The organism is Enterobacter cloacae complex sp. 402C9 (genome assembly GCF_050030745.1).
In the GTDB taxonomy this organism is placed as follows: Bacteria; Pseudomonadota; Gammaproteobacteria; order Enterobacterales; family Enterobacteriaceae; genus Enterobacter; species Enterobacter intestinihominis.
In genome coordinates this window covers 2,203,591-2,220,462 of sequence record NZ_JBLGUW010000001.1, presented here as the reverse complement: position 1 = coordinate 2,220,462, position 16,872 = coordinate 2,203,591, and the positions used below count along the sequence as shown (strand labels likewise).

The following is a 16,872-nucleotide window of genomic DNA, read 5'->3' as shown; positions in this document are numbered from 1 at the left end:
TTAACCAAATTTCTATGTAAAACATAGCGTTAACATCAGGTCTAAACGATACATACATGTTTTTGATGACTGATTAATGCTAATTCAATATTCACCTTATCAAACTGTTTTTGGACAACATCCCCCTCCTGTTACGATTCCCTTTCCTGTAAAATGCTGTAAACTGCATAGTATTGCGACATTTTGCAGGATGCTGCACCCATGCATAAAACCGCCAGACAGAAATATGTACTTGAAATTATTACTGAACAAGGCCAGGCCAGCATCACTGAGCTGGCAGAAAAGTTGCAGGTTTCGGCGGATACCATCCGTCGCGATCTGACCGATCTGGAAAAACAGGGATTGGCGCAAAAAAACCATGGCGGCGCCATCGCGCTGAATCTCTCGACGATGAACCGAGTTAGCAGGAATACCTTACTGCCTGAAATCAAGCAGCGGCTGGGTAAAAAGGTTGCGCAGTGCATACCTGCGGGCTCGACGCTTTTTCTGGACGCCGGAAGCACACTTCTGGCCGTTGCCTCTTTCCTGCAGGGACCGCTGACCATCATCACCCCTTCTCTTGATATCGCCCAGCAGGTTAGCGATCGGGAAGATATCGATCTGATCCTGCTTGGTGGAAAGTGGGATCAGAAACAGCGCCTGTTTGCCGGAAGCGCCACCCTTTCGCTGCTCTCTCGCTACCGGGCGGATATCGCCATCCTTGGCGCATGCGCCATTCATGCCGAGCTCGGATTGAGCGCCAGTCAGGAGGCGGATGCCGAGGTGAAGCGTGCCATGCTGGCCGCAAGCCAGGCGCACTGGGTAGTCGCCGATCATCTGAAACTCAACCAGTGCGAACCTTATCTGGTTTCAGGGTTATCCCAGATTCATCAACTGTTTTTAGATCGTCCCTGGGCAGAGCTCGGGGACCATAGCGCCGTGCAGGTTACCGTTTGCGCGCATTAACGTGGAGAAGGTCATGAATAAAGTGAAGACAATGAATATTGCGCTGATCGGGTATGGTTTTGTGGGTAAGACGTTTCATGCCCCGCTGATCCAGTCCGTCGACGGCCTGAAGCTGGCGGTGGTCTCATCCCGGGATGAAGAAAAGGTCAAACGCGATCTGCCGGACGTCCTCGTTGTTGCCACCCCTGAAGAGGCTATTCAGCACCCGGATATCGACCTGGTGGTTATCGCCTCCCCTAATGCGACCCATGCGCCGCTGGCCACCCTGGCGCTCAACGCCGGCAAGCACGTAGTGGTGGATAAGCCATTTACGCTGGATATGCAGGAAGCGCGAGATCTGATTGCGCTTGCGCAAGAAAAACAGCGCCTGCTCTCTGTCTTCCATAACCGCCGCTGGGACAGCGATTTTCTCGGCATTAAGCAGGTGATTGAGCAAGGCAGTATCGGCAAGGTAAAACACTTTGAATCGCATATCGATCGTTTCCGCCCGGAGGTTCGCGTGCGCTGGAGAGAGCAAAATGTTCCCGGCAGTGGCCTGTGGTTCGACTTAGGCCCGCACATGATTGACCAGACGCTACAGCTTTTTGGTCTGCCGCTGTCGGTACAGGGCAACATCGCCACCCTGCGTGATGGTGCGGAAATTAACGACTGGGCGCACGTGGTGCTGAACTATCCTGAACACAAAGTGGTCCTCCATTGCAGCATGCTGGTGGCAGGCGGCGTTGCCCGCTTTACCGTCCACGGCGATAAGGCCAGCGTGGTGAAAGCGCGCATCGATCAGCAGGAAGCCCAGCTTCTGGCAGGCGTCATTCCGGGTAGCGAAAGCTGGGGTGAGGACAGCGACGCTATGGTGCTGTTTAATGCCCAGGGTGAAGCCAGCGCTATCCCTGCGCCAAAAGGCGACCAGCGGCAGTACTATATAAACGTGCGCGATGCCCTGAACGGCAAGATTGACAATCCGGTCCATCCGGTGGAAGCCCTGGCGGTGATGGCGGTGCTGGAAGCGGCGGTAAAATCTTCAGAAACGGGTACAACTCAGGAACTGGATTTAACGGCGCAGGAGCGCGCGCAACTGCAATAAGCCGCAAAAAAAATGCCCTGCGGGTTGGCAGGGCATTATCGGTCACTGACGCTTTTTCGGCATCATGCGCAGCAGCGTATTGTCTCTCCAGAAATAGTGATGCATCAGCGCGGCAAAGGCGTGCAAACCAATCACAAAATACCCCAGATTCGCCAGCGTTACGTGCCACGCTTTTAGCGTATCCACCAGGTCAAAATTCCCCTCCGCCGCATGCGGCATCGTCAGGCCAAACGCAAACCAGTCATTTCCCCGGTTATACATCATCACCATGCCGATCAGCGGCAGCGCAATAAACAGCAGGTAGATAACCAGATGCCCCAGATGGGACAGCCCGGTGATCATCGCTTTTGGTTTCGGTTGAATGGGCGGAGCCGGGAATTTCAGGCGGATAAGCAGGCGCGCCACCATCAGCACCAGGATGCTGATCCCGCAGGAAACGTGGATCATATTAATAAGCGGACGATCGGTTCGCGGGAACCAACCTGTGAATTCCATGGCGCAATAGGCCATAATCACTAACAGAAAAACCAGCCAGTGAATGCTGATTTGCAGACCCGTATATTTTGTGCGCATGTTGTTTCCCGATAAATAACAGTTATCGCGCCAACATAACCACCTTTCCTGAAAATGTGAACCCCCTTTTACGGAGGGCCGAGTATTCCCAGTTATTTGAAATCAGAAGCATTAACGTGCCTTCAGAATAACGGAGGGATTACAGCGATGCCCAGGTCCGGCTGTAAATCGCTGAGGCGTTTGCCTTCCGGCCGGGGCGAGGCGCAGGGATGCGCCGAGAGGGCGGGCTTTACAGGGATGTTACCTCCGCCCGTCCCCGATAAGCCGGAAGGAATAAGCCGAAGGGACCGCGAAGCGGCGATTTACCGCCGGGAGCCCGGGTCGCCAGGGTGGTGGCGACTGAGCCACCCTGGCACGTTCACCGGTCATTTTGTTACAGAGTAGCAAGGAACCTAAAGTGAACGGAATGACCACCAGAGCCGTATGTTCCCCTCACCCTAATCCTCTCCCCAAAGGGGCGAGGGAACTGCTCCGTGCACACATTATCTCGCATGGAGGGGGCTCCTGATTACGACTGTAAATAGACTACCTGCGTCTGCAAATACTCATTCAGCCCATGTTTGCCATCCGCCCCGCCGATCCCGGATTTCCGCCAGCCCGCATGGAAGCCCTGCATCGCTTCAAAGTTTTCACGGTTAATGTAGGTCTCGCCGAACTTAAGCCCTTTAATGGCTTTCATGGCGACATTCAGATCCTGCGTATATACAGACGAGGTTAAACCGTAGTCGCTGTCGTTGGCCATTTTCAGGGCCTCTTCCAGGGTGTCGAAAGCCACCACCGGCAACACCGGGCCAAAGGTCTCTTCGTGCATGATGGCCATGTCCTGATGTACGTCCAGCAGCAGCGTTGGGGGATAAAAATACCCTTTGCCCTCTGCCGCTTTACCGCCAAGGACCACTTTAGCCCCTTCCTGCACCGCGCGCGCCACCTTCTGCTCCACACGCTCCAGCGCGGCGGCATTGATCAGCGGCCCCATGGCAATATCCGTTCGCTCAGCCGGATTGCCAAACTGGACGGCTTTCATTGCCTCGCCCAGACGATTCACAAAGCGGTCGTAGATCCCCTTCTGAACATAGACACGTTCCGCGCAGTTACACACCTGCCCGGTATTGATGACGCGTGAATCCACAATGGCCTTCACGGCCAGCTCAAGGTCGGCATCGTCCATCACGATGGCCGGGGCTTTACCACCCAGCTCCAGCCCCACTTTGGTGATGTTTTTCGCAGCCGCAGCCATGATCTTTTCACCCGCCCCGACGCTGCCGGTCATGCTGACCATCGCCACTTTCGGGTTCCCGGCCAGCTCCTGTCCGACGGTTTCACCGCGGCCCAGCACCAGGTTGAAGACGCCTTTCGGCAGGCCAATCTCGTCGACGATTTTGGCAAACGCAATGGCGTTGTTTGGGGTAAATTCGCTCGGTTTGATAACGATGGTGTTGCCGGTGATTAGCGCAGGAGCGAGCTTACGGGCAATCAGGAAGAAGGGAAAGTTCCACGGCAGAATGCCGGTGGTGACGCCAAGGGCGCGCTTAAACACCAGAATATTCTCGCCCGGACGGTCGCTCTGAATGATTTCCCCTTCATAACGGCGCGCCCACTCGGCCATATAGTCGATATAGTCAGCTGTAAAGTTAACTTCCACTTCCGCCAGCTGCTGGATCTTGCCCCCTTCGGCCACAATCAGCGCGCTGATTTCGCTGACGCGCTCGCGGATCCCGGCGGAAATTTTGCGTAGCCAGCTGGCGCGTTCAATGGCAGGCAGCGCCTCCCAGCCAGCCTGCGCGCGCTCTGCCGCGTCAATGGCCTTGCGGGCGTCCTCGGCGGTGCCGTCGGGAATACGGGAAATGACCTCTTCCGTGGCCGGATTGATCACGTCAATCCAGGCATCACCCTGCCAGGCAACAAACTGTCCATCAATATACATAGGATGTTGTACGGGTACTGTCATAACCTGCTCCTGTAATCACACTGTTTTTAACAAGTAAACTTAATGTTAAAAACTATAATTACCGGGGCAATTGCCTACTCTATGAGTCTGTTTTTGTGAGATATCTCATAAAAGAAACGGGTCAGCCCGTTTCAAAAATCACAAATCGGCAACAAAGGCTGCCCGTTTGCGTAAAAGATGGCGCAAACGGGCAAGAGCATTACAGCAGAGAACGGCTCACCAGCGCGTCGGTGAGAATGACGTCGTTTCGCAGGATCTGCCACGCGGCGTCCACGTCGGCAGGGATATCGACATGGGCAATGAAATCACGTCCCGCCGGACCGTAGCCGTTGATGTCGTCCCTGAGTCGCGGAAATTCACCCAGCACCAGCGACAGGTAACGTTCTACCGGCCATAACCCCTCGACCGGGCCGCTGAACGCCAGACCGTCGTCACTGTTTTGCAGCACGGGCGTCAGGCCGGGATGACTCATCCATGCGGGCGATGCAGCCTCGTCGCGGCAAACGCGGGCAAACGTAGCCATTATGCGACGCTGCATCGTCGGGTCCTGCACTACCAGCACCCGGGCGGCGTTCAGTCCGGACTGTTTCATCAACGCCCGGCTGAAGCGGGCGTTTTCGCCACAGTTGGTCGACTGATCCTCAACGTGAAGATGCTCAGCCGGAATGTTCCAGAATTCACGGGCGATGTCGGCCAGAATAGCCGCCTCAGCCCGCCCGGTGGTGGGTATCCTGTTATAGCGGGGGTGCTTAGCAATCGCGGCGTAGAGGAAGGTCGTCGAGTGACCGATCCCGCCGCTGATGATCAGAGGAACCCCCTGTTCAGCCGCGATTTTACAGGCAGCATCAATCGCGGGTATCACCGCGTTACCCGCCAGAATCACCAGATCAACGGGCTGGTTGTCCTGATAGTCGTCCTGAGCAAGCCACGCCCCAACGGTATTCACGGCGTCGAGGGTTGTGCCAGGCAGACAGGGGAAAAGTGCCATTGTCATCGTTACCTCCTTACAGCATTAATCTCTAGAGTACTTCACACAACGGGGTTGAAAAGGAGATCACTCTGAAAGCCGAGGTGCTCATTACACTGCATATTTGTCATTTTGATGAAATAACCAGAAACATCCAAAAACAATTGGGTTGCACCCTGGGTTTGTGCTTTTGATTATCTGCCCTTCAACACATCCTGCCACAACAGCGTGCTGAAAAAGCACCAGTTGCTGCTTAATCCATCGTGATCTGACCCGTTTTAGTTCTGGCTGACTTGCCAAACGTAACATCCAACCCTAAGTTGCTTAACAATTTCACAACCATTACACACCGACAGGTTGCACCTGAAGCGCGCCAGGTAACACCTCTATTATCATCCACGTGGCGGAGTTTTGAGTCATGACACAACATGAGAGCACGACAACGGTATTGCGGAAAAACAAAAAGGTATTAATTGCCAGTCTTACGGGAAGTTCTATTGAATGGTTTGATTATTTTCTCTATGGCACCGCTGCCGCGCTGGTGTTTAACAAGATTTTCTTTCCGATGGTCGACCCGGTAATCGGGCTGATCCTCTCCTATCTCTCCTTCTCGTTGACCTTCTTTATTCGCCCCATTGGCGGCGTTCTCTTTGCACATATCGGGGATCGTATCGGTCGCAAAAAAACGCTTGTCCTCACCCTTTCATTGATGGGAGGTGCAACCGTGATGATTGGCCTGCTGCCCACCTACGACATGATCGGGATGTGGGCGCCCGCGTTGCTGATCCTGATGCGTATTATTCAGGGGATGGGTAACGGCGGTGAATGGGGTGGCGCGCTGCTGCTGGCTTACGAGTATGCGCCAGAAAAACGCAAAGGCTTCTTCGGCAGTATTCCGCAGGCGGGCGTTACCATCGGCATGTTGATGGCGACATTTATCGTCTCGCTAATGACGCTGTTCAGCGAAGAGGATTTTCTCTCCTGGGGCTGGCGCATTCCGTTCCTGCTCAGTTCCGTGCTGGTAATATTGGGGCTTTGGATTCGGAAAGATATTGACGAAACGCCTGATTTCCAGAAAGTGAAAAAATCCGGCCAGGTTGCGAAAGCTCCGCTGCGCGACACCATAAAACACCACTGGCGTGAAGTGCTAATTGCCGCCGGGCTTAAGGTTGTGGAGACAGCACCGTTCTATATTTTCTCCACGTTTGTGGTGAGCTACGCCACTACCACCCTGACCTATCAGAAATCCCAGGCGCTGGAGGCAGTAACTCTTGGCGCACTGGTCGCCACTATCATGATCCCGCTGATGGGGCTGCTCTCCGACAGGGTTGGCCGCCAGCGTATGTACGCCGTCAGTGTCTTCGTGCTCGGCCTGTTTATCGTGCCCTGGTTTATGCTGCTGAATACCGGTACCACCTGGGGAATTGTGCTCGCGACCGTTATCGCTTTTGGCGTACTGTGGGCACCGGTGACGGCAGTTCTCGGCACGCTCTGCTCTGAAATTTTCAGTGCCAACGTTCGCTACACCGGTATCACGCTGGGTTATCAACTTGGGGCCGCGCTGGCGGGCGGAACGGCACCGCTAATCGCTACCGGACTGCTGGCGAAATACGACGGCGACTGGGTACCCGTGGCCTGGTATCTGGGCGTGACGGTCTCTATCTCCCTCATTGCAATTTTTTGTGCCAGCCGCATCAACCGTGAACGCCACCTTCAGGCGCAGCCGGAACAGCGATAATATTATTGCGGCTCCGTTCGCGAGCCGCACTTTTTCTTCATCATTCCCTCTACATTTGATTAACATACAATATTCGTATTCACTTGAATTATGATTTGCGTCAGCCGTAGAATCATTAGCCCGCTCACAATTCAACATTTTGAAAGGTAAACCCCGTTATGCGCCTGCCCCAACGCGATCCTTATGCTCCTCGCGAGTGGCAGCCACACGAGAAACCCGCTCTGCTGGGTTCCCCTTCCACCCCGGAACATCCGACGTCGAAACGGATCGCCTATGGCGTGGTCGGCCTGCTGGTGTGTCTGACCGGGGCGCTGGGTAACGCGGTCGTCACCGCCAATCTGCAAAATCTGCAAGGCACCTTCGGCGCCTGGTCGACTGAAATCGCCTGGCTGCCTGCCGTCTATGTCATGACCAACGTCTCCATCAACCTGCTGCTGGTAAAATTTCGCCAGCAGTACGGTTTGCGCGCGTTTACGGAAGGCTTCCTGGTGCTGTATGTGCTGGTCACCTTTTTCCACCTGTTTGTGAACGATCTCAGCTCGGCGCTGATGGTACGGGCGGCACACGGGATGGTCGCCGCCGCGCTCAGCTCGCTCGGCATTTATTACCAGATACAGGCCTGGCCCGCGAAGCACCGACTGAAGGCGCTGACCATCGGCATTACCGGTTCGTCGCTGGCGATACCGCTGGCGCGGCTGTTCTCCACCGAGCTGTTGCAGCTTGATGAGTGGCGTGGGCTGTACTTCTTCGAGCTGGGTTTGGCCCTGATCTCACTGGCCTGCGTGATGGTGCTGAAACTGCCCCCGGGCGATCGACGCAAAGTTTTCGAGAAGAAAGATTTCATCACCTTCTTTTTGCTTGCGCCCGGTATGGCGCTGTTGTGCGCGGTTCTGTCGCTAGGGCGTCTGGAATGGTGGTTTGAAACACCGTGGATCGGCTGGGCGTTGGCTCTCTCGCTGGTGCTAATTGTCTGTGCAATCGTTTTTGAACATAACCGCAGCAACCCGCTGCTCAATACCCGCTGGCTGTCCAGCGGCAGCATCGTACGCCTGGGTTTGATTATGCTGCTGATCCGCATCGTACTGGCGGAACAGAACACCGGCGTCATCGGCTGGCTGCAATATGCGGGCCTACAGAATGAACAGATGACCCATCTGGCGTGGTCTATTTTCGCCGGAATCGTCTGCGGTATCGTCACCAGCTGTCTGACGATCAAACCCACTAAGCTGGCCTGGCCGATTATCACCTCGCTGGCGCTGATGATTGTTGCTTCGCTGCTGGACAGCCAGTCCAACAACCTGACCCGGCCGGATCAGCTGATGTTCAGCCAGTTCCTGCTTGGTTTCGGCAGCGCTTTCTTCCTCGCCCCTGCGATGCTGGCCGCCATTGGCGGGGTGATCGCCGAACCACGCAATCTGGTCAGCTTTTCCGTAATGTTTGGCATGAGTCAGAACCTTGGTGGCCTGCTGGGTTCTGCAATCCTTGGTACCTTCCAGACCTGGCGCGAGAAGTACCATTCCAGCCTGCTGGCTGACCAGCTCACCACCCTCAACCCGCTGGTGAACGAACGCATTCAGCTTTACACCCAGATGTATAAAAGCCTGGTTGGCGACAGTTCCCTGTTGGGAACCCAGGCCATTATTCAGCTTCAGACGGTGACGACGCTTGAGGCAAACATTCTGGCTTACAACGATACTTATCTCCTGACGGCGAGCATTGCCACAGCCACGCTGGTCTGGATTTTATGGCGCTTGCTGCGCCTGCGCATCACCGCCCGTATGGCCCTTAAGAACGCCACTGGCAATAAGTAATGACTATTTTTCAGGAGAAGTTATGAGTCAGCAGGATGCCGCCAAAGAGCAGGCCAACACCCGCAAAAATGTACGCGTCGTTTCCATTTTCACCGCCGCGGCTATCGGCATTGTCGGGGTGCTGGTGATCCTTTATGCCTGGCAGTTGCCCCCGTTCACGCGTCATACCCAGTTTACTGATAACGCCTACGTGCGCGGCCAGACCACGTTCATCAGTCCGCAAGTCAACGGCTACATTACTGAGGTCCATGTTCAGGATTTTGTGCAGGTTAAAAAAGGCGACCTGCTGTTGCAGATTGATGACCGGATCTATCGCCAGCGCGTCCATCAGGCCGAGGCGCAGCTGGCAATGAAAATTGCTGCGCTGAACAACAACCTGCAACAGCGTAAAAGCGCGGAAGCGGTGATTGCCAAAAACGAAGCGGCACTGAAAAACGCCCGTGCCCAAAGTCTGAAAACCCAGGCGGATCTGAAACGCGTGAAGGATCTGACCGCAGACGGCTCCCTGTCCATTCGCGAGCGCGATGCGGCGCTGGCCAGTGCCGCCCAGGGGAGCGCCGATATCGACCAGGCGAAAGCAACGCTTGAGATGTCGCGCCAGGATCTACAAACGGTTATCGTCAATCGCGCTTCGCTGGAAGCGGACGTTCAAAATGCGAAAGCCGCGCTGGAGCTTGCGCAGATCGATCTGCAAAACACCCGCATTGTCGCTCCGCGTGACGGTCAGCTCGGGCAGATTGCGGTGCGTCTTGGAGCGTACGTCACCGCCGGGACGCACCTTACCACGCTGGTCCCGCCGCAGCACTGGGTGATCGCCAATATCAAAGAGACGCAGCTGGCGAATTTACGCGTCGGACAGCCAGTGAAATTCACCGTCGATGCGTTAAACGATAAAGCCTATCAGGGCCGCGTGGAGAGCATATCCCCGGCCACAGGCGTCGAGTTCAGCGCTATAACCCCGGATAACGCCACGGGCAACTTTGTTAAAATCGCCCAGCGCATCCCGGTACGCATTGAGGTACTCGGTGAGCCGGAGGCGTACCGGCTGCTGCGACCTGGCATGTCGGTGCAGGTCACCATCGACACGCGGGAGGCGAAACAATGACGCTTCGCCCGATAGCCGGCCTGCTGATGATGGCTATCCTTGCGGGTTGCCAGTCGGTTGACGTTGAGCCCGCCACATCGTCCCTGCACATCCCGGCCCAGTGGCGCGCGACGTCGGGGCCAACCAGCCCGACAGAACAGCTCTGGTGGCGCAATTTCCACGACAGCAATCTGAACCGCTATGTGGATCAGGCGCTGAAGAACAACAGCGACGTGCTGATTGCCCGCGAGCGGATTAACGAGTATCAGGCCCGGGTGTACGCTGCCGACGGCAGCCTGTTCCCGTCGCTTGACGCGGGCGTGACCGGGACGCGCGCGCGCTCGCAGTCCGCCGCAACAGGCCTTCCGGTATACGGTACGTTGTACAAAGGCAGCCTGACCGCCAGCTACGACGTGGATATCTGGGGGGTAAACCGCAGCACCTCCCGTGCCGCCGAAGCGTCGCTGGAGGCACAAAAGGCGGCGGCCGCGGCGGCAGATCTCACGGTCGCATCGTCGGTGGCCTCCGGGTACGTCACTCTCCTGTCGCTGGATGAACAGCTTCGCGTTACCCAGTCCACGCTGAAATCGCGTGAAGAGGCGTTCAATCTTGCTAAACGACAGTTTGAGACGGGATACAGCTCTCGCCTTGAGCTGATGCAATCGGATTCTGAGCTGCGCGCCACCCGCGCTCAGGTTCCACTGCTTCAGCACCAGATTGCGCAGCAGGAGAATGCGCTCAGCCTGCTGCTGGGCAGCAACCCGGGTGACGTTGTGCGCGGTGAAAGCTTTGATGCCCTGATGCCGCTGAAACTGCCCTCCCAGTTGCCGTCGACGTTACTGAACCGGCGTCCGGATATCGTCCAGGCTGAACGTCAGCTGATTGCGGCGGACGCGACGCTGGCGGCATCGCGTGCCAGCCTGCTGCCGTCGATCAACCTCACGGCCACAGGATCGGTGCAGGATCGCACGCTGTCGGGATTGCTGGATAACCCCCTCCAGCTCTGGAGCGTGGGCGGCAGTATTCTTGCGCCGCTGCTGAACCGACAGACGCTGAATGCACAGGTGGATATCTCCCAGTCTCAGCGTAATCAGGCGTTGTACAGCTACGAAAAAACCGTACGTAATGCGTTTGCCGAGGTGAATGACAGCCTTGATGCCATCACCCGTTATCAGGAACAGCTTAACGAGCTGCTGGCTCAGCAGGCGGTCGCGCAGGAGACGCTGCGGATAGCGCAAAACCGCTACCGCAACGGGTACTCTTCTTATCTGGATGTGCTCGATGCACAGCGCACGCTGTTCTCGGTGCAGACCAGCGTGGTACAGGTGAAAAACAACCTGCTGCTGGCGCAAATTGATTTGTATAAAGCGCTGGGCGGCGGTTGGGTCAGTGAGTGAAAACATGCCGGGTGGCGGCTACGCCTTACCCGGCCTACATTTCGCCTCTGGCGATACCCCCATGGCGCGCGCCCTGCCGCCGGACGGAAAGTTGATTACGCTAGAAGCGGACCCGACACATGCCGCAGTTGCACGACAAAATATTCATCTTGCGGGACTCGGCGATCGTATCGAACTGATTACAGGCCCGGCGCTAAAGTCGCTCGAGAATTTCGGTGACGTCCCGCCCTTTGACCTGATCTTTATTGATGCCGATAAGCCAAACAATCCCGGCTACCTGGAGTGGGCGCTGCACTACTCCCGTCCCGGCACGGTCATAATCGGCGATAACGTGGTGCGCGACGGCGAGGTGGTTAACGGGCAAAGCGACGATGCACGCGTGCAGGGGGTACGGAAGTTTATCGAGATGACTGGAGATAACCACGCTTAACCGCCACCGCGCTGCAAACGGTGGGCGTTAAGGGGTGGGATGGGTTTACGCTAGCGATGGTGGAACGATAAAAAAGCCGGGTGGCGGCTACGCCTTACCCGGCCTGCATGTTCTCCCGTAGGCCCGGTAAGCGCAGCGCCACCGGGCAATGGTTTTAGCCGGAGATCTGCTCCATCGCCTGCAAGATACGCTTATCCGAAATGGGATACGGCGTACCGAGCTGCTGGGCGAAGAAGCTGACGCGCAGCTCCTCGATCATCCAGCGGATCTCCCGCACATCGTCATCATCGCGACGCGCTGGCGGCAGTTTGTTGAGCCACTGCTGCCACGCCTGCTGCACGTTTTCGACTTTCAGCATCTGCGCTCGATCGCGATGCGGATCGACCGCCATTTTCTCCAGACGCTTCTCAATCGCCTGCAAATAACGCAGCGTATCACCCAGACGCTTAAAGCCGTTGCCGGTGACAAAGCCGCGATACACCAGCCCCGCCATCTGCGCCTTCACGTCCGACAGACCAAGGGCCATGGTCATATCCACCCGCCCCTTCAGGCGCTTGTTGATATTGAACACGGCGGTGAGGATCTGCTCGACCTGTTTGGCAATCTCCACCACGGTGTCGTTCAGCTCCGCGCGCACCTTTTCATGAAGCTGAGCAAAGCCCTCTTCCGTCCAGACCGGACCGCCCGCCTCGTGGATCAGTTTGTCCACACCGCAGGAGATGCAGTCGTCGATCAGATCCAGCACCTTACCGTACGGGTTAAAGTAGAGCCCCAGCTTGGCTTTGTTCGGCAGCTTCTCGTGCAGATACTTAATCGGCGACGGGATGTTAAGCAGCAGCAGGCGACGCAGCCCGCGCCACATCATCTGCTGTTGCTCCTGCGGATTGTCAAAGAGCTTAATCGCCACGCTGTCGCGCTCATCCACCAGCGCGGGCCAGGCTTTCACCTTGTAGTTCCCGCGCTTCTGCTCATAGCTTTCCGGAAGCTGACCAAAGCTCCAGATGTGCAGCCCGCTCTGCTCAATACCGTCATCGGCCACCGCAGAGAGCGTCTCCTGGACTTTACCTTTCAGCGCTTCTTTCAGCTCCGTCAGAGAACGGCCTTCGAGCAGCTTTTTGTTTTTATCGTCCACTACGCGGAATGTGATTTTCAGGTGATCGGGCACCTGATCCCAGTTCCAGTCGTCGCGGTCAATGGTGGTCCCGGTCATGCGTCGGAACTCACGCTCCAGTGCGTCCAGCAGCGGCAGTTCCAGCGGCGTGACGCGGCCTAAAAACGCTTCGGCGTAGTTCGGCGCCGGTACAAAGTTGCGCCGCACTGGTTTAGGCAGGGATTTGATTAATGCAATGACCAGTTCGCGGCGCAGGCCGGGAATTTGCCACTCAAACCCGCTCTCATCCACTTGGTTTAACAGCGGCAGCGGAATGTGCACCGTCACGCCATCGGCATCCGCGCCCGGCTCAAACTGATAGGTCAGACGCAGCTTCAGGTTGCCCTGATGCCAGAAGTTCGGGTAGTCGAGCTTGCTGACCGACTCCGCGCCCTCTTTGATCAGCATGCTCTTTTCAAAGTTGAGCAGGTCCGGGGTCTCTTTGCTGGCTTTCTTCCACCAGCTGTCGAAATGGCGCGCCGAGATCACATCGTGGCTGATGCGCTGGTCGTAAAACTCAAACAGCGTCTCGTCGTCCACCAGAATGTCGCGGCGGCGGGACTTGTGTTCAAGCTCTTCCACCTCGGCGCGCAGCTTGAGGTTTTCGCGGAAGAACACATGGCGCGTCTGCCAGTCGCCTTCCACCAGCGCATGGCGGATAAACAGCTCGCGACTCAGCGCCGGGTCAATCTGGCTGTAGTTAACCTTACGCGCTGCAACCACCGGCAGGCCGTAAACGGTGACTTTTTCCGTCGCCATCACCGCGCCCTGCCCGCGCTCCCAGTGCGGCTCACTGTACGAGCGTTTCAGCAGGTGCTGCGCCACCGGCTCAACCCACTCTGGATCGATACGCGCGGCGATACGCCCCCACAGACGGCTGGTTTCCACCAGCTCGGCGACCATGGTCCACTTCGGCGGCTTCTTGAACAAACCGGAGCCCGGGAAGATGGAGAAACGCGCGTTGCGTGCGCCGGTAAATTCCTGTTTATCCGCATCCTTCATCCCGATATGAGACAGCAGGCCGGTCAGCAGGGCGATATGAATTTCGCGGTACTCCGCCGGTTCACTGTTCACCGGGATGCCCAGCTCTTTCACTACCTGGCGCAGTTGGGTGTAGATATCCTGCCATTCGCGCACGCGCAGGTAGTTGAGGAAATCCACCCGGCACTGACGGCGGAACTGATTCGAAGAGAGCGCTTTTTGCTGCTCGCCGAGGTAGTTCCACAGGTTGACGAATGCGAGGAAATCGGACTCTTTATCGTGGAAGCGACGGTGTTTTTCATCCGACGCCTGCTGTTTGTCCATCGGACGCTCGCGCGGATCCTGAATGGAGAGCGCCGAGGTGATGATCATCGCCTCGCGCACGCAGCCGTGTTTTTGCGCCTCCAGCACCATGCGCGCCAGACGCGGGTCGACCGGCAGTTGGCTAAGCTGGCGGCCCAACGGCGTTAGCTTGTAGGCCGTCGCCTGCTCGTCGGTGGTAATGGCACCCAGCTCTTCCAGCAGCCGCACCCCGTCCTGAATATTGCGCTTATCCGGCGCTTCCACAAACGGGAAGGCGGCGATATCGCCCAGCCCCAGCGCGGTCATTTGCAGGATAACGGATGCCAGGTTGGTTCGCAGGATCTCCGGATCGGTAAACTCCGGGCGCGACAGGAAATCGTCTTCCGAATAGAGACGAATACAGATCCCTTCCGACACGCGGCCGCAGCGGCCCTTACGCTGATTAGCTGACGCCTGCGAAACCGGCTCGATCGGCAGACGCTGAACTTTTGTTCTGTAGCTGTAGCGGCTGATGCGCGCCGTACCCGGGTCGATCACGTATTTAATGCCCGGTACGGTCAGCGAGGTTTCGGCCACGTTGGTCGCCAGCACGATGCGGCGCCCGCTGTGCGGCTGGAACACGCGGTTCTGCTCGCTGTTGGACAGGCGCGCATACAGCGGCAGGATCTCGGTATGGCGCAGATCGCGCTTGCTGAGCGCATCGGCGGTATCGCGGATCTCACGCTCGCCGCTCATGAAGATCAGAATGTCGCCAGAACTCTCGTTGCCCAGCTCGTCGACGGCATCGAAGATGGCCTGAAGCTGGTCGCGCTCGGTATCGTCCGCCTCTTCAACAATCGGGCGATAGCGCACTTCAACCGGGTAGGTTCGGCCGGAGACTTCAATGATCGGCGCATTGTTGAAATGTTTTGAGAAGCGCTCCGGGTCGATGGTCGCGGAGGTGATGATGATTTTCAGATCCGGACGCCGGGGCAGCAGCTCTTTCAGGTAGCCGAGCAGGAAGTCGATGTTCAGGCTGCGCTCGTGCGCTTCATCGATGATGATGGTGTCGTACTGCATCAGCAGACGATCCTGCTGGATTTCCGCCAGCAGGATACCGTCGGTCATCAGCTTAACCATGGTGTTATCGCTGACGTGGTCGCTGAACCGCACCTTGTAGCCGATGCAGCCGCCCGGCTCCGTTTGCAGCTCGTCGGCAATACGGTTCGCCACGGTGCGCGCCGCCAGACGACGCGGCTGGGTGTGACCGATCAACCCTTTCACCCCGCGGCCTAATTCCATGCAGATCTTCGGCAGCTGAGTGGTTTTACCTGAACCGGTTTCCCCCGCGACGATCACCACCTGGTGGTCGCGCACGGCCTCAAGAATGTCCTGTTTTTTCTGGCTGACGGGCAGGTTTTCCGGATAGGTAATCTCCGGGCGTGCGGCTTTACGCAGCACAACTTTCCCTGCCGCCTGTTCAATCTCTTTGGCCATCTCCTGGTAAATGGCCTGTTGTGCATCAGGATTTTTAACCTTCTTAACGCCGTGCAGACGGCGCGCAAACCGCTGTTTATCGCGCAGCATCAGCGAATCAAGCTGTTGCATCAGCAACGGGAAGGATAATTTCTGTTGTTCTGTCATAGCGTTAACGGGCAGTGCACTGCCGGATAAAATCTCTTTTTAATGATTGCTATAGAGTACCACATCAGTGCTTTTCGCGCCTTATTCAAAAAATTCGAACATAGGCTTCGATATATTGCGCTATCCCTGTGGCAGGATTGTGAATAAAGTGTCAACAAGCAACGGGGCAACCCCCTCAATCAAATACAAAACAGGAAATTCCCATGAGCAAAGTATTAGTGTTGAAATCCAGTATTCTGGCAGGGTATTCACAGTCTGGTCAGCTGGCTGACTATTTCGTTGAACAGTGGCGTGAACAGCACAGCGCGGATGAAATCACCGTGCGTGACCTGGCGGCAAACCCGATTCCTGTGCTGGACGGCGAGCTGGTTGGCGCGCTGCGTCCGAGCGATGCGCCTCTCACCCCACGTCAGCAGGAAGCCCTGGCGCTCTCCGACGAGCTGATTGCTGAGTTGCAGGCCCACGACGTTATCGTGATCAACGCTCCAATGTATAACTTCAACATTCCTACGCAGCTGAAGAACTACTTCGACCTGGTGGCGCGCGCTGGCGTAACCTTCCGTTACACCGAGAACGGCCCGGAAGGTCTGGTGAAAGGTAAACGCGCTATCGTCCTGACCAGCCGCGGCGGTATTCACAAAGATACCCCTACCGATCTGGTCGCACCGTACATGACGCTGTTCCTGGGCTTCATCGGCATTACCGACGTGAACTTCGTGTTCGCTGAAGGTATCGCTTACGGCCCGGAAGTGGCCACCAAAGCGCAGACCGACGCGAAAGCCGCTATCGACAGCCTGGTCGCAGCCTAAATTTTCCCCCTCTCACCGCCCGGTGGGAGGGT

The 16,872-nt window shown here is 56.8% G+C and carries 11 protein-coding genes and 1 pseudogene; 8 read left to right on the top strand and 4 right to left on the bottom strand.

Going from position 1 to position 16,872, the window contains the following annotated elements; translation table 11 throughout:
• Positions 1-201 precede the first annotated feature (201 nt).
• On the top strand, positions 202-945 hold the full coding sequence (locus tag ACQG1K_RS10680) for a DeoR/GlpR family DNA-binding transcription regulator (RefSeq protein WP_319853893.1): 744 nt from the start codon (positions 202-204) through the stop codon (positions 943-945).
• A 13-nt stretch (positions 946-958) separates the two neighbouring features.
• Positions 959-2,026: an oxidoreductase gene (locus ACQG1K_RS10675; RefSeq protein WP_038416023.1), complete on the top strand. Its 1,068-nt coding sequence runs from the start codon at positions 959-961 to the stop codon at positions 2,024-2,026.
• Positions 2,027-2,068: 42 nt separating this feature from the next.
• Here ACQG1K_RS10675 and cybB read toward each other — a convergent pair whose 3' ends face one another.
• From cybB to ACQG1K_RS10660, 3 genes are all read right to left on the bottom strand, one after another.
• On the bottom strand, positions 2,069-2,599 hold the full coding sequence (cybB, locus tag ACQG1K_RS10670) for a cytochrome b561 (RefSeq protein WP_367074599.1): 531 nt from the start codon (positions 2,597-2,599) through the stop codon (positions 2,069-2,071).
• 508 nt (positions 2,600-3,107) lie between these two features.
• Entirely contained in the window at positions 3,108-4,547 is a 1,440-nt protein-coding gene (aldA, locus tag ACQG1K_RS10665) for an aldehyde dehydrogenase (RefSeq protein WP_032624297.1), read from the bottom strand.
• A 199-nt stretch (positions 4,548-4,746) separates the two neighbouring features.
• Positions 4,747-5,541: a YdcF family protein gene (locus ACQG1K_RS10660; RefSeq protein WP_367074601.1), complete on the bottom strand. Its 795-nt coding sequence runs from the start codon at positions 5,539-5,541 to the stop codon at positions 4,747-4,749.
• Positions 5,542-5,932: 391 nt separating this feature from the next.
• Here ACQG1K_RS10660 and ACQG1K_RS10655 point away from each other — a divergent pair, with 391 nt between their 5' ends.
• The 5 genes and pseudogenes from ACQG1K_RS10655 to ACQG1K_RS10635 form a co-directional block, all read left to right on the top strand.
• Positions 5,933-7,252 (top strand): MFS transporter, encoded by a 1,320-nt coding sequence (locus ACQG1K_RS10655; RefSeq protein WP_367074603.1) that lies wholly within the window; start codon positions 5,933-5,935, stop codon positions 7,250-7,252.
• A 158-nt stretch (positions 7,253-7,410) separates the two neighbouring features.
• Entirely contained in the window at positions 7,411-9,063 is a 1,653-nt protein-coding gene (locus ACQG1K_RS10650; protein ID WP_023300055.1) for an MFS transporter, read from the top strand.
• Positions 9,064-9,085: 22 nt separating this feature from the next.
• Positions 9,086-10,168 carry an HlyD family secretion protein gene (locus ACQG1K_RS10645; RefSeq protein WP_022648054.1) on the top strand — a complete coding sequence of 361 codons (1,083 nt, stop codon included), beginning with the start codon at positions 9,086-9,088 and terminating at the stop codon, positions 10,166-10,168.
• Positions 10,165-11,544 carry an efflux transporter outer membrane subunit gene (locus ACQG1K_RS10640; RefSeq protein ID WP_367074605.1) on the top strand — a complete coding sequence of 460 codons (1,380 nt, stop codon included), beginning with the start codon at positions 10,165-10,167 and terminating at the stop codon, positions 11,542-11,544. The genes ACQG1K_RS10645 and ACQG1K_RS10640 overlap by 4 nt, the downstream gene beginning before the upstream one ends.
• 61 nt (positions 11,545-11,605) lie before the next feature.
• Positions 11,606-12,045 (top strand): annotated as a pseudogene (locus tag ACQG1K_RS10635) (O-methyltransferase); the annotation flags it as partial.
• 83 nt (positions 12,046-12,128) lie between these two features.
• Here ACQG1K_RS10635 and hrpA read toward each other — a convergent pair.
• Positions 12,129-16,031: an ATP-dependent RNA helicase HrpA gene (hrpA, locus tag ACQG1K_RS10630; protein ID WP_367074607.1), complete on the bottom strand. Its 3,903-nt coding sequence runs from the start codon at positions 16,029-16,031 to the stop codon at positions 12,129-12,131.
• A 203-nt stretch (positions 16,032-16,234) separates the two neighbouring features.
• On the opposite strand from hrpA, the gene azoR reads away from it, so the two are divergent.
• Complete coding sequence (gene azoR / locus ACQG1K_RS10625; RefSeq protein ID WP_022648050.1) at positions 16,235-16,840, top strand: FMN-dependent NADH-azoreductase; 606 nt, start codon at positions 16,235-16,237, stop codon at positions 16,838-16,840.
• Positions 16,841-16,872: the final 32 nt, after the last annotated feature.

Excerpts from the sequence above, each read along its gene's own strand:
- ACQG1K_RS10680 (WP_319853893.1), top strand. The coding sequence starts at position 202 with ATGCATAAAACCGCCAGACAGAAATATGTACTTGAAATTATTACTGAA.
- ACQG1K_RS10675 (WP_038416023.1), top strand. The coding sequence starts at position 959 with ATGAATAAAGTGAAGACAATGAATATTGCGCTGATCGGGTATGGTTTT.
- cybB (WP_367074599.1), bottom strand. The coding sequence starts at position 2,599 with ATGCGCACAAAATATACGGGTCTGCAAATCAGCATTCACTGGCTGGTT.
- aldA (WP_032624297.1), bottom strand. The coding sequence starts at position 4,547 with ATGACAGTACCCGTACAACATCCTATGTATATTGATGGACAGTTTGTT.
- ACQG1K_RS10660 (WP_367074601.1), bottom strand. The coding sequence starts at position 5,541 with ATGACAATGGCACTTTTCCCCTGTCTGCCTGGCACAACCCTCGACGCC.
- ACQG1K_RS10655 (WP_367074603.1), top strand. The coding sequence starts at position 5,933 with ATGACACAACATGAGAGCACGACAACGGTATTGCGGAAAAACAAAAAG.
- ACQG1K_RS10650 (WP_023300055.1), top strand. The coding sequence starts at position 7,411 with ATGCGCCTGCCCCAACGCGATCCTTATGCTCCTCGCGAGTGGCAGCCA.
- ACQG1K_RS10645 (WP_022648054.1), top strand. The coding sequence starts at position 9,086 with ATGAGTCAGCAGGATGCCGCCAAAGAGCAGGCCAACACCCGCAAAAAT.
- ACQG1K_RS10640 (WP_367074605.1), top strand. The coding sequence starts at position 10,165 with ATGACGCTTCGCCCGATAGCCGGCCTGCTGATGATGGCTATCCTTGCG.
- hrpA (WP_367074607.1), bottom strand. The coding sequence starts at position 16,031 with ATGACAGAACAACAGAAATTATCCTTCCCGTTGCTGATGCAACAGCTT.
- azoR (WP_022648050.1), top strand. The coding sequence starts at position 16,235 with ATGAGCAAAGTATTAGTGTTGAAATCCAGTATTCTGGCAGGGTATTCA.